Below are 12,443 nucleotides of genomic sequence, written 5' to 3'. Positions count from 1 at the left end.
TCCGCTGAATTCTAGAGAAGGATCGGATGAACGGGCGCTCCAGTTCCGCCGTGTGGCTTACCCCTGACCGGTCAAAGTCAACGAGGTGTGGACGCCGCCTCCACGCGTCGTGGGGGCAGTAAAGCTATCCCAGGCCATGGCCAGCGCGATGATGGCTGCGCCGACGCCTTCCCATAGGCCCGCGTGGAGGAAGGCCCCCGATGGTCCCATTTTTGAGATCTGCGGTATACGTTTTACCAAGGATGGTCGTCACCAGCCCCTCGCAGTGGAACGAAATATCGACACGGTCGCCGACTTTCGGTGCCGCAGGGGCATTGGGGATCGTCGCGGCACACCTTCCAATCATTTTGTCGCCGCCCTCCGCCCAAAATACTACGGAGCCCGAAGGATTGCCGACGATGAAGCGAGCGTCGGAATGGTCTTTGTCAACGACGAACTCGCGAAGCTCGCCGAAACGTTCGAAGTCGAAACGCGGCGACAGGCCCCCCTGCTGGGAGCCGGGCGGATCGCGCATGCAAAGTACGGATAGTGTGAGCTGGCCCAAAGGTGAACGTTTGACGGCCAGATGGGCGTTCAGGTCGACAGTGCCGTTCGCATCGCCCGAGATGATGTAGGAGCATGGGTTCGTGCTTCCGGAAGGGACTGGGCCGGGCTCGGGATTTCTGCCTGCAGAGGATACCGTCGAGATCCATCGAAGCCGTTCGATCGTTAACGTCCAACCCGAGATATACGCTCGCAAACGCGGCCGCTCACGGAGATTGTGACTGGAATCTTTGGAAAGTATCTGGCTCGAGGCACCCTCGCCCGCGGGTAGGGAGGCAAGCACACCTCGATAGGGTACGCCAAGGATAGTTGTTCGAGTTGCGTCTCGATTGCTCACCCGAGCCGCTTCGGGAGTTGCTCGGCCAGGAAGTCGATGAAGGAGCGAATCTTTGCGGCGTTGTAGCGCGAGGGCGAGTAGACGGCATCGATGCTGACTTCATGGGTGCTGTACTCGGAGAGCACTTCCACCAATTCGCCGCGCTCGAGATGTGTCTGCACGATATACCGACTCAGATAAGCGAGGCCCGTTCCGCGAAGGGCCGCGTCGCGTAGGGAGAAGGCGTCGTTGGAAACGAGGGCCTTGCCGGCGTCCACGATCACGAGCTCTTCGTTCACGCGGAACGGCCATCGGGGAAGCCCCGAATGCCGCAAGAGATTGTGCTCCTCCAGATCAAAGGGGCTTCGAGGCCGGCCGTTCTTCTCGAAATACGAAGGTGCACCACAAACGACGCTGCGGTCTTTGACCAATCGCAGCCGGCTGAGGGTGGGGCTGGTCTGGTCGGCGCCGCCAACGCGAATGGCGATATCGTAACCTTCATTGACGATATCGACGATCCGGTTTTCCAGGACCAGCTCCACCTGCAAATCGGGATGGATCGAGAGGAATTCCGGCAATAGTGGGCTGACGTGCATGATCCCGGTATAAAGCGGTACGCTGACGCGCAGCCTGCCGCAGGGAGTCTTGCCGAATGAACGGAGCAGGTGTTCGGTTTGATGGATCGCGCCGAGGATCTGCCGCGCCCGTTCGTAGAGCACCTGTCCCGCCTCCGTCAGGCCGAATTGACGCGTCGTCCGGCGAACGAGATGTACCCCGAGCTCTTCTTCGAGTCGGGTCAATCGTTTACTGATGGTCGCAGGCGTGGTCGCGAGATCGCGCGCCGCGCGTGAAAAGGAGCCTGTATCTGCGAGCGCTACGAACTCGCGCAATGCGTTGAGGTCAGCGGTCGCCTCGGCACCGAGAACGGAGGACGAAGAGGACGTCGGTTTGCTGTCGATATTCGTTCTCGTTCGAGAGGCCATTTGCGTAATGCACGTGATGCCACAGGTGAAACCCGGGAACAAAGAGAAGGGCTGATTCACACCGGGGTGGCGAAGATCCACCGGGCCCGTGGAAAAACTGCTTTTCTCAAATGCCAATAGCGTGCCGACCCTCCGCGGGTACAAGTGCTCAGCCTTCGACGGAACTGACGGGTCGAAGAAAGTGAATGAAATTTCGCGTATTCGCAGTGGCGGCCTACGCCGCTGCGTTGCACGCCACTGGCTCGGCGATTTGGGCGCTGCGCAGCGGTACGCGTCTCTTCATTTCGCAGAAGAAAGGTTGCGTATCTCATGAGGAAGTTTTCGTTCGTTGCCGCCACGATGTTGCTCGCCGTTCCATTCAGCGTCGGATGCTTTTCGTCGCACGAAGAGCCCCCCAGCGCGAATGCCGAGGCGGAAATCGAGAAAGGCACCATCGCGTGGAAGCCATGCCCGAATCCCATTTATCCAGAGGCGGAGTGCGGTATCGTGACCGTACCGGTCGATTGGTCCAAACCCGATGGGGAAACCCTCCCCATGAATGTTTACCGCTTGAAAGCCACCCGTGCGGGCAAGCCGCTCGGCACTTTGTGGTTTGCGTCGGGCACCCCGTCCCTCTGGTTCGACAAGAGACCGGGCGAGGAGCACGCTCCGTCAGCTCGGTTGCGCGAGTACTTCGATATCGTCGGTTTCGACGCCAGGGGGACGTCGAACGACGAGCCGATCGCGTGCGATCCCGAGCTATCCAAGAAGGTCGCCGCGCACGACAATCGCAGGCCGGCGAATCAGGCGGAATACGAGCAATGGAGCGAGCAGGTACGCGCTCTGGGTGAGGATTGCCTGCAACGTCACGGAGCACTGTTCGCGCACTTCGACGATTTCAGTGTGGCTCGGGACATCGATGCGTTTCGAAGCGCGTTGGGCGAGGAAAAATTGAACGTCTACGCGCGTTCGGTCGTCACGTCGCTCGCGGCGACCTACGCCGAGATGTTTCCGCATCGATTGCGCACATTGGTTTTCGATTCCAATCGGGACCATAGCGTCGATACCGCCACGCTGCTCAGCAGGTTCTCGGGCGGCCTCGATTCGTCCTTTGCCCAATTCATCGACTGGGCGCGACGCACGCCGGGGTCGGTGCTGTATGGCAAGAATGTGCAATCCCTCTGGGACCGGCTCTACACACAGGCAAAGGCCGGAGAGCTGATCGATCCGAACACCGGCAAACCGATGCAAGTGTATACCCTGCTCCAGGGCGCGACGCTGCCCATGGACCGGCAGCCGCAGCACCATAGCTGGGGGGAACTCGCGCAGCGACTGGCCGACTTGGACGCCGGCCGCAGCACTCCGGGCTGGGACCCCGAGCCCGAGGCCGACTATTCCTCCGGGGCCGGTTATGGCGCAGCTGACGAATGCGAGAATTGGGATTATACCGATGTCGCCGATTTCGCCGCGCTGGACGGTGCCTACCGTGCCGCGGACACCCGGCTCGTCCACGTGCACGAGGCATTCGAGACTCTGATGCACTCGCCAGCCACCTGCCGCGGCTGGCCCATCGCGGTCCTCAATCCCCAGCATCGCCTCTCGATTCAGGGTGGCCCGAAAGTTCTCGTCGTCAACAGCCGTCATGACTTCCAGACCAGCTACGACAACGCCGTTGCCGTGCACGAGCAGATTCCAGGCTCGGTGCTGCTCACGTACGAGGGGGTCGGTCACGGAACGTACAACCGCTCCCCTTGCATTCGTGGGCAAGTGGAACTCTATCTGATGACGGGGCTCACCCCGGCATCGGACACCAGTTGCCCCGCGATTTGGCCCGCCGCGCAAGAATAGACGAGCCCCCGATTGATTGCCGGCCGCGAGGCCGAGGAGTTGTTCATGAAAATTCGTCAGATATCGTCCGTTCTTTCTTTGCTGGCCGCATTGGCCGGAGGTTGCAGTTCGGGGGATGGCGCGTCGACGCCCGATGTCACGCAGGAGGAGCTCGGGTGGCGGGGCGGAAATCGAATTTGGATATCCAAGTCCGCTTTGGGCAAAGAGTTTTTGTGGCAGGCGAACCTCACGGATCAACCCGGCTTGGCCGCATTCGGCGCCACACGAAGCCGCATCGTGCACTTCGAACGGCAGGGGGACGACCTCATGATGATCGAAGAGAACGATCTTCATGGCCGGCCCACCGCCGACAAGCGACTCATCGTTGCCTCGTTTCCCATCCAAGAGGACAACGACTCGACGCTCGTCTTCGACTTCAATGCCGGCACGACGAAGTTGTTCGTCGCGTCCGATTGGGCCTATCAAGATTCGGATGGCCCCTGGTACGACGCTGCAGAACATTTTCGTGCGCTCGACATCACCGAAAGCTACGTCGAACGCGCCCAGATCCATCGCGATCAGCTCGTGATCTCGCAGATCGCGCAAGTCGAGGAACCGGCCGAAGCCACGATCGACTATCCCGCCGGCCACACGTTTCCCACGTACCTCGCACGATATTACATTCAGCCTTATCGACCCAATCCCAATTTCGTTCCGCGGCGATGGGCGGGCCAAGAGCGCCTGGGATACTTCGAGTCACAGCCTCGCCCCAGCGCGCGCTCGGCCGAGAGCGATCTCATCTACGCGCTCAAGTTCGATTCGAGCAAGCCCATCGTATTTGCCATCTCCGCCAACACACCGTCCGAGTACAAATCCGCAATTGCCGACGGCGTTCTCTATTGGAATCGGGCTTTCGGGCGCAATGTCGTTTCGGTCGTCGACGCGCCCGCCGACGTCGAAGCTCCGGACCATGACTACAATGTCATTCAATGGATCCCGTGGGATGCTGCGACTTTCGCCTATGCCGACGTGCAACTCGATCCGCGTACAGGCGAAACGCTTCATGGCCAGGTGTTCTTCAGTTCAGCGTTCGCCTTGGATGGCTCGCGCAATGGTCTGCGCGCGCTCGTGCGAACGTTGCGCGCCTATGAGCGTCCGGCAGGCCCCCGTGTTGCTTTTGCAGGCGCAGGTTCGTCTTCTCTGTGCACGATGACGGGCACCGAGTTTGCGCGCCGGCAAGCCGACCAGCTCGAGGCGCTTCTCACACGGAATGCGACCGACGATACGCTCAAAGCGATGTCGATGGATTACGTTCGCTTGATTGCTGCTCACGAAATTGGCCACGTCCTCGGGTTGCGGCACAATTTTGCAGGATCCACCGGTGCCAGCTACGACATGCGCGATCACGAGGCACACTTGGCCGCGTACGTCGCGAACGGAGGGACGGTGCCCCACGGGGTGGTCTCCAGCTCCACGGTGATGGATTATTTATTGATCGAATCGGGCGCCATGATGGGCGATATCATCGAAAAGAAGGAGACGGCCCTGGAGTACGATCGAAAGGCCATCGCGGTGCTTTATGATGATGAGCTTCAGGATCCTGGAGAAATTCCGCATTATTGCTCGGACAGCAATATCCTCGAATACGATCCAGTGGCTCCAGTCTACTCGGATTGCCAGCGATTCGATCAAGGCAAGAGCGCCCTCGAGTTTGCCGTCTACGCGCGCAAGAAACTTTTTTCGACGCTGCCCCATCGGATCATCGAACGATACATCGCCAATGCCACTCGCCGTGGCAGCACCGAGAATCTGGATCCGAAGCCGATCGAGGGCGTCGTCTTGAATCCCAACGAGTTCGCCCGCAGCGCATGGGAACCATATTTGCGCGTTCGTGACATGTTCGTGCAAGGAGGACGGTCCCTCGAGGTGAGTGAAACCTTCGCATCGTTTCCACACCTCGGGGAGCTGGAGCAAGCGGCCTCCGAGAAGGCCGAAACGGCTTGGCTCGAGAGCGAGCTTCAGCGCGTCGATGGCATCGAGGTGGCCTACGAGGGCACTCCGCCCTCGTTCGTGGAAGATATGGTGAGAAAGTTGAAGGCGCTTTTGGCCGATCCCGAATACCTCGAGGGAAAGGGCGCCGGTGGAATGCCTTATCGTTTTTCACCGGAGGATGCTGCCGTCATCGAGAACAAGTCGAGGGTACTCTTCGCTGCAATGGGAGACGCCCTGCTCGAATGGGAGCTTTATGCGCTTGCCGGTGTGGGGCCAGAGGGGCCGGTGCCGCTGTCGGTCTCGGCGGGGCTGATTCGCGACGATGCGCCGGGCAAGAGGTTCGCGACGATGACGGCGAAGGTCACCAGGGACGTGCTTTTGGCGACGAGCGGCCAATTCATCGAGGCGGACGTCCCGGCGCCTTCGGGGGGTGGAAAGGTGCACGTCAAATTGCCTATTTTCAAATATAGCTACGAGCGCCGACTGCAGGCCGCCCGCGTGTTAGCCGATGCCAAGGGCGTCAGCCCTTCGTACCTCGTGAAAGAGAAGTCCGCAATCCGCCGCGAATTCGAAAAATTGCAAATGGCCGCCCTCGGCGGCCACGCCCCCGCGGACTTCGAGTCGATGTACGAGGAATTGCCCGACGGCGTGATAGCGTGGCTGAGCGAGCAATCCGCATTGAGGCTATGATGGCGAATCGAGCAAAACCGACGTAGTTACCGATGAAGCACGCCACCGACCGCCGGCTGGACGCCAGCGGTCGGAGGGCCAGTTCGGCGCGCAGTGCGTGTTGTGCTGTCGCAAGGCGTCAAGATCTGCGCGTACGCCCCAGCTTCGTATACCCTGGTCGAAGGCATTGACGATGGCGGGCGGCCAGGGACGATGGCCTAGGGGCCATTCGCTTTGTCTGTCACGGCCATGACTACGAATTTGGTGGCGCGGTGGATCGGCTTGGCATTGCTTAAAGCCGAGCACCGAGAACACTCGTGCAACGTGGCAGTCCTGGGCGAATGCGGAACGATACGAGGGAGGAACGATGAAGCATACGTACTTGGCTTTTCTTCTGGTGGGCCTCACGGCGTGCGACGCGATGTTCGACTTTGGTAAATCGAACTCGGACGATGACTCGAATGGCGATTCGCGGCGTCCGGGGTCGGGCGATGGATCGAGCTCGGGCGCAGCCGATGCCGCCGTCCGGGCCCCAAACGAAGGACCGGCTTCCGGCGACAATGGCGCCTTCACGGACGCTGCCGCTGGACCACCGAATGCGAAACGCATGTTCGTGACCAGCGCGGAGTACCCCGGCGACTTCGCGAAGTACGGCACGGGGAGCGATCCCGGCGCGGCTGGCGCCGACAAATTGTGTAGTACGGCAGCTGCAAGCGCGAACCTCGGCGGAACGTGGCGGGCTTGGATTTCGAGCACCACGAACGATTCCGACCCCGTCGTCCATCATGCCATCGATCGCATCGCGGACGTTGCGGGCGGCTGGTACAACGTGGATCGCACCGCGTGGTTGTTCAAAAACAAGGCCAACCTAGCGACCGTACCCAATGAATCCGCGTGGAAACCCTCGTTGGGAACGGCGAGCCTGGTCGAAGACGAGAACGGTCGGCGGGCCCCCGACGGCACGAAGGTGTGGACCGGAACCGGCACTGGGGGCCAGATTGTGAGCGATCGGACCTGCTGGAGATGGACTGTGAGCACCGCGAACACCGAGGCAGCCGGCGGCATGGCTGCTGGAAGCGCGGACCGGTGGACGTCGGGAGTCTCCATTGCGTGCACCACGCCCGCACACTTCTATTGCTTCGAACAGTGATCAGCCCGTCCCGTTCAACGGGGCGTGCCTCGGTCACCCGCCCGTCAACCGCGTGACCAATGCAACGTACGACTCCATCGCTTTGTCCTTCGGTGTGCCCTTGCGAGCTGCCCAGGCGTCGAATTTTGCGCGGCCCTTGAAGTCCATCATGCCCGGTCGCGCGCCTTGGACATCGCCGATCGTGGATTGCTTGTAAAGCGCATACAGTTCGAGAAGCGTGTCGTTCGAAGGCGCGGAGGGCAATTTTTTGACGCGGTCCTGAGCTTCACGAAATCGTTCTTCGAGGTCCATGAAAGGCATCTTATCTCCAAGCCCCACCGTCGCAACCTCGAAGACTGGCCCGCGTCGCCGGCGATGGTGGCTATTGCGTGCACTGCCCCGAGCGAGCGTCGCATTTGGACGTTCCGGTAGGGCACCACCCTGAACAGGAGCGTCGACAGCCAGCGTCGTAGAAGGCGCGGAGGGCTTCTCGGAAGCGGCGGACTCCGATGGACACGGGATCGCTGACGGTGAGCTGACAACATAGGTCATCGATCTGATGACGGCACTGGTACGAGCTGCACGTCGAGCAGCAAGCGATGGCATCGGGCCGTAGCCGATCAATGTCGGCCAGACGTCGCTCGCATTCATGAGGATCGACTGGCGGTTGGCCAGGCGGGTTGGAGCCGGAATCCAAAGAGGAGCCGTCAAGTCCCGAATCGGAAATGGCCGAGTCCGAGCTGCCGGAATCCGGCGACCCAGGGTCACCATCGGAACCGGTCGAGGAACAGGCCACCACACAGCCGAAAAGCGCACCGAGAAGGCTGAAGAGTCGAGTCCGGATGTTCATGCGAATCATCTCGGCCGGAGGTGCAAAAATGTTGCGCGCTCGGGGGAATGACCGAGCCGGAGAAGATCGCTCGGGAAACATTCTAAAATGTGTCAGACATCACCAAGGGTAGCGAGGGTCGGAAAAACGCTCTGCGGTGGCCACTACGAAGCGCACCCCGGGAAGGTCCGGAAGCACGTACGAACCTGGCTGCGGTGCCAGAGTATCAACCAACTGAGATATCGCAGGACGGCCTAGCCGAAGAACGGCGGCCTTCATGCCACCGCGCTCCTCCATCCGCGATGGTCCGTCTTCGGGCAATAGAACGACGGTGGTCTGCGCGTGAACGCTGACGTTGCCGTCGTCGTCTTCGTGCCGTCGCGGGTCGCCAATGAATAACATTCGATGACCATGAGGGAGTCTGCCGCAGATTGCGGATTTGAACACGGGTACGACGTTGTCTTGGAGATGAATCTGGAGCTCTTTCGCCTCCTGGAACCACAGCAGCGCTACACCCGTGAGCAAGCCCATGGAGGAGCCGTCGCGTTCGCGGCCCTCGGCTACGTGCTGCGCAAACTCGACATCACGAAGATAGCTTTCACGTTTGCCTATCAGGAAAAGTGGATTTCGCTGCCGTATGAGTTCGACCATGGATCGAGCTTGCCATCCCTGCAGTGCATCGAACTCACCCGCCGTAAGGCCCACCATCTGCAGAAAATTGAATTTTCCGTTCTGTGATGCTGTCGGCTGGAGAGCAACGTCGTCGACGAACACCAAGGCGCAGATCTCGTCATCGTTGCGCGGATCCGTCATGGGCATGTTGTGATAAGGGGCCAGGGACGTGCCGTTTTTCGCCAAAGAATCGGCAATGCCCTGCATCCAATCGATGACCCAGCCAAAGTCGTACTCTTCGGAGAGTGCGGGAACCCGACACGTGAGCTCGAATCCCCAGCCGGACACGTTGGGATCGGCCTCCTCCTTCTCGCCCAACTCGGTGAACCCTCGGCTGACGATGAGCCAATGCGCAACGGGTTCCTCGATGCGGATGGCAAAGCAACCAGCAAGTTGAAACCTTTGCCCCTCGCGACCGCCGAACGGGCGAGGGTCCGCCTCCGGATAAGCGGCGCGGATGGCATTCTCTATAACGATTTCTCCGTCATCCTGCGCGCGCATCGATTCCATGTGACGGTCCTTTTTAAAAGCAGCCCCTCATGCCGGAGCCGCCCGCAAGGTAGCACACTCATCAAGACGGCATCTCTTCGCGAGTGGACGGTCATGATAACGTTGGTCTCATTGCCAATGTCCGGATCTCTTCAGATTGGCCACGCGCAGGGCGCGGCTCGCTATTTCCTTCTCGGGCGCCCGCTCAGTGGCGGCGATATCGTGCAGGTGTGCTGCTCGGGCGGCTGGCTCACGGGGCGATTCGAGTGGGATGGCCATGCGGAGGGCTCGCCCAGTTTCTTTTTCTCGATCGAGCTGGACGGCGGTGGGATCGCGCAGCAACGTCTAACGCTGCCCGATGGAGCGCTGATGCGCTGGCCGTGATCGGGATCCCGCGCAATAAAAGCCGTTATCGATCATTGATTCATACAAGCGAATTTTCGCGGTATCGGCGCAATGCGTGGCGCGCTTTGCGAAAGGGCGACCTCGCTGAGGACGGCAGACCCCTCGTTTGCGGCACGCCGTGACATTTCCATGACCTGGACGTGCGATGGTACGGGGGCATGCGCGCATCCTTGGCGTGGCTCCTCTTTGCCCTTGGCGCGGCCATCCCGTCGGTGGCCGTTCTGGTGGTTGCCCTTCGCGCGGCCTCCACCGAGAGCGCCCGCGCGCGCGAGGAGCAATTCGCCGAGCGCGTGGCCGCGGCCCAGGCCACCAAGCGCGATGTCGACGCCGCCCTCGCCCGAGCCACGGAGACCTTGCGCCGCCTGGAACCGGCCGCCGTCTCCCGGCTCGAGTCGCGATTGATGGCCGAAAAACCGGACTTCGCCGACGTCGTGGTGATCGGCGCCGAGGGGCAGATGCTGGTCCCGAAGCCGATGACCGACGAGCCTCCCTCTCCTCCCGAATGCCTCACCCATCGCGCGGAGCTCCTGGAAGGAGACCGCACTGCGGCACGCGATGGCATCATCGGCGCCTGCCCGCACCTGAAGAGCGAGCAAGGCCGCTACCTATGGCCCCTCCTGGCGCTCGAGCGGGTGGCGGAGGGATCTACGCCGGCCGATGCCGTGGCAACCTGGATCGAGGAGCACGCCGCACGCCTCGGCCCCGCGGAGCGCTCGGTGCTGCGCGCGCGGGTTGCGCCGCTTCCCGAGAAAGTCCGTGATGCGGCGCTCGGGGCGCTCGATCGGCCGCTTCCCCTTCATCGCACGCTCGCGGGGCTCCTCACCGAGCCGCCAGGAAGCGACTCGGTCGAGGCGGGCCTACGGATTCATCGCGGACGTTACCTCTCGCTCGTCCGCACGATGCCCGAGGGCATCGACGCAGGCTTCGTCGTTCACGAGTCCTCGATGATCCGCGCGCCCGGACTGCCCGCCCACTTGGTGCTCGCCGCCGGTGCACGCGGCGATGCCACCGACGTGGTGTTGACTCCCAGCCTCGTCCTCCACGTGGAGCCGAAGGACGGAGCTTCGCTCGACGCGGAAGCCCGCCGCAGCGGCCGTCGCATTCTCGCTGTCGGCGTCGCCGGAGTGCTCACCGCGGTGGCACTGGCGACCGTCCTCTTTGCCCGAGCGCGCAAGGCGCAGCGCCTGGCCGAGCTGCGCACCGACTTCGTGGCCGCGGTCTCGCACGAGCTGCGTACGCCGCTGGCCTCGGTGCGCATGCTCTCGGAGCTCCTGGAGACGGGCGAGCTCCCAGACGACGAACGGCCCGAGGTGGAACGCACGCTGGCCGGCGAAGCACGGCGGCTGTCGGACACCGTCGAGCGCATGCTCCGCTTTGGCGCACTCGCGCGGGGGCGTCTGTCGGTCCAGAAGTCGCGGGTGCCCGCGTCGTGTATCCTCGAGGACGCGCGGGACCGCTTTCACAAGGCGCACCCGGACAAAGGGATCGTCGTCGACGCACCGCCGAGCCTGGAGATGCACGTGGATCCGGGCCTGGTGGGGCTGGTCTTGGACAACTTGCTCTCCAACGCCGCCAAGTACGCGGCGGAGGGGCACCCGTATCGGGTCGAGGTCCGGCGCGACGGACGCCATGCGCTCCTCTCCGTGAGCGACTCCGGCCCGGGGATCGCAGCTCGCGCGCGGCGTCGGATCTTCTCCCCCTTCGAGCGGGCCGATGATCGCCTGTCGCGCGCCACCGAAGGCACCGGCGTAGGACTGTCGCTCGTCCGCGGCGTCGCCCGGGCGCACGGGGGCGACGCATTCGTGAAGAGCACGGTCGGCGCCGGCTCGACATTCGTGGTTCGCTTTCCGTTGGAGGGCTCGTGATGGTGGTGACCAACACCCGTGAGATGGTGCTCATCGTCGAAGACGACGCGGCGCTGCGCTTGGCCATGACCAAGGTGCTGCGCGCCGCGGGCTATCGCATCGAGGTGGCCAGGACCGGGGACGAGGGGCTCGAGATGGCGCTGGCCGATCCGCCCGACGTGGTGCTCCTGGACGTCATGCTCCCGGGGAAAAATGGCTTCGAGGTCCTGGCCGCCCTCCGGCACCGCGACGCCGATCTGCCCATCGTCATGATCACCGCCAAAGGGGAAGAAGCCGACAAAGTGCGCGGACTCGAGCTCGGGGCCGACGAGTACGTGGTGAAGCCGGTGGGGGTGGCCGAGCTCCAGGCGCGTGTCGGCGCGGCGCTTCGTCGCAAGCGACTCCTGGTCAAGAGCGGTCCCGTCGCCGTCGGGGTGCTCACCGTCGATTTCGCGCAGCACACGGCAAGCCGGGAGGGAGTCCCCGTGGAGCTGACGGCCCACGAGATGAAGCTCCTCGTCTTCTTTCTCCGCAACGAAGGGGCCCTCCTGCCGCGGGAGCGCATCCTGGCCGCCGTGTGGGGGGCGGATTACTTCGGGACGGATCGCACGGTGGACAACTTCGTCAACCGCCTCCGGGCCAAGGTGGAGAAGGATCCCAAGAACCCCCTGCACCTGGTCACCATCCGCGGCGCAGGCTACCGCTTCTCACGCACGCCACACCGGCTCGAGGGCCGGTGATGAAACGGTGACATGGCGGGGAAAAT

General features: G+C 62.4%; 10 protein-coding genes. 7 read left to right on the top strand and 3 right to left on the bottom strand.

Going from position 1 to position 12,443, the window contains the following annotated elements:
* The first annotated feature begins 136 nt into the window (after positions 1-136).
* Positions 137-529: a hypothetical protein gene (locus tag LZC95_51890; protein ID WXA94914.1), complete on the top strand. Its 393-nt coding sequence runs from the start codon at positions 137-139 to the stop codon at positions 527-529.
* 347 nt (positions 530-876) lie between these two features.
* On the opposite strand, the gene LZC95_51885 is transcribed toward LZC95_51890, so the two are convergent.
* Positions 877-1,842, bottom strand: a complete 966-nt coding sequence (locus LZC95_51885) for a LysR family transcriptional regulator (GenBank protein ID WXA94913.1) — start codon at positions 1,840-1,842, stop codon at positions 877-879.
* A gap of 309 nt (positions 1,843-2,151) precedes the next feature.
* Between LZC95_51885 and LZC95_51880 the strand changes: the two genes are divergently transcribed.
* The 3 genes from LZC95_51880 (at position 2,152) to LZC95_51870 (ending at position 7,459) form a co-directional block, all read left to right on the top strand.
* Positions 2,152-3,669, top strand: coding sequence for an alpha/beta hydrolase (locus LZC95_51880; protein ID WXA94912.1), 1,518 nt, complete (start codon positions 2,152-2,154; stop codon positions 3,667-3,669).
* Between the two features lie 45 nt (positions 3,670-3,714).
* Positions 3,715-6,330, top strand: coding sequence for a zinc-dependent metalloprotease (locus LZC95_51875; GenBank protein WXA94911.1), 2,616 nt, complete (start codon positions 3,715-3,717; stop codon positions 6,328-6,330).
* Between the two features lie 346 nt (positions 6,331-6,676).
* The gene (locus LZC95_51870) at positions 6,677-7,459 is read left to right on the top strand and encodes a hypothetical protein (protein ID WXA94910.1); all 783 of its coding nucleotides are present in this window, start codon (positions 6,677-6,679) and stop codon (positions 7,457-7,459) included.
* 33 nt (positions 7,460-7,492) lie between these two features.
* On the opposite strand, the gene LZC95_51865 is transcribed toward LZC95_51870, so the two are convergent.
* Together LZC95_51865 and LZC95_51860 are read right to left on the bottom strand one after the other, a co-directional pair.
* A complete protein-coding gene (locus tag LZC95_51865; protein ID WXA94909.1) occupies positions 7,493-7,750 on the bottom strand; it encodes an acyl-CoA-binding protein in 258 nt (85 codons plus the stop codon).
* A 637-nt stretch (positions 7,751-8,387) separates the two neighbouring features.
* Entirely contained in the window at positions 8,388-9,449 is a 1,062-nt protein-coding gene (locus LZC95_51860; protein WXA94908.1) for a suppressor of fused domain protein, read from the bottom strand.
* Positions 9,450-9,566: 117 nt separating this feature from the next.
* On the opposite strand from LZC95_51860, the gene LZC95_51855 reads away from it, so the two are divergent.
* The 3 genes from LZC95_51855 (at position 9,567) to LZC95_51845 (ending at position 12,417) form a co-directional block, all read left to right on the top strand.
* Entirely contained in the window at positions 9,567-9,812 is a 246-nt protein-coding gene (locus LZC95_51855; protein ID WXA94907.1) for a hypothetical protein, read from the top strand.
* Positions 9,813-9,991: 179 nt separating this feature from the next.
* Positions 9,992-11,698 (top strand): HAMP domain-containing histidine kinase, encoded by a 1,707-nt coding sequence (locus LZC95_51850; GenBank protein WXA94906.1) that lies wholly within the window; start codon positions 9,992-9,994, stop codon positions 11,696-11,698.
* Positions 11,698-12,417, top strand: a complete 720-nt coding sequence (locus LZC95_51845) for a response regulator transcription factor (protein WXA94905.1) — start codon at positions 11,698-11,700, stop codon at positions 12,415-12,417. Before LZC95_51850 ends, LZC95_51845 begins: the two co-directional genes overlap by 1 nt.
* The last annotated feature ends 26 nt before the right edge of the window (positions 12,418-12,443 follow it).

This window comes from Sorangiineae bacterium MSr12523 (genome assembly GCA_037157775.1).
GTDB classification, from domain to species: domain Bacteria; phylum Myxococcota_A; class Polyangia; order Polyangiales; family Polyangiaceae; genus Pendulispora; species Pendulispora brunnea.
This window is presented reverse-complemented; position numbering and strand designations above follow the sequence as displayed.

What these genes read in the sequence shown, in the direction of transcription:
- LZC95_51890 (WXA94914.1), top strand. Translation starts at nt 137, where the DNA reads ATGGCCAGCGCGATGATGGCTGCGCCGACGCCTTCCCATAGGCCCGCG.
- LZC95_51885 (WXA94913.1), bottom strand. Translation starts at nt 1,842, where the DNA reads ATGGCCTCTCGAACGAGAACGAATATCGACAGCAAACCGACGTCCTCT.
- LZC95_51880 (WXA94912.1), top strand. Translation starts at nt 2,152, where the DNA reads ATGAGGAAGTTTTCGTTCGTTGCCGCCACGATGTTGCTCGCCGTTCCA.
- LZC95_51875 (WXA94911.1), top strand. Translation starts at nt 3,715, where the DNA reads ATGAAAATTCGTCAGATATCGTCCGTTCTTTCTTTGCTGGCCGCATTG.
- LZC95_51870 (WXA94910.1), top strand. Translation starts at nt 6,677, where the DNA reads ATGAAGCATACGTACTTGGCTTTTCTTCTGGTGGGCCTCACGGCGTGC.
- LZC95_51865 (WXA94909.1), bottom strand. Translation starts at nt 7,750, where the DNA reads ATGGACCTCGAAGAACGATTTCGTGAAGCTCAGGACCGCGTCAAAAAA.
- LZC95_51860 (WXA94908.1), bottom strand. Translation starts at nt 9,449, where the DNA reads ATGGAATCGATGCGCGCGCAGGATGACGGAGAAATCGTTATAGAGAAT.
- LZC95_51855 (WXA94907.1), top strand. Translation starts at nt 9,567, where the DNA reads ATGTCCGGATCTCTTCAGATTGGCCACGCGCAGGGCGCGGCTCGCTAT.
- LZC95_51850 (WXA94906.1), top strand. Translation starts at nt 9,992, where the DNA reads ATGCGCGCATCCTTGGCGTGGCTCCTCTTTGCCCTTGGCGCGGCCATC.
- LZC95_51845 (WXA94905.1), top strand. Translation starts at nt 11,698, where the DNA reads ATGGTGGTGACCAACACCCGTGAGATGGTGCTCATCGTCGAAGACGAC.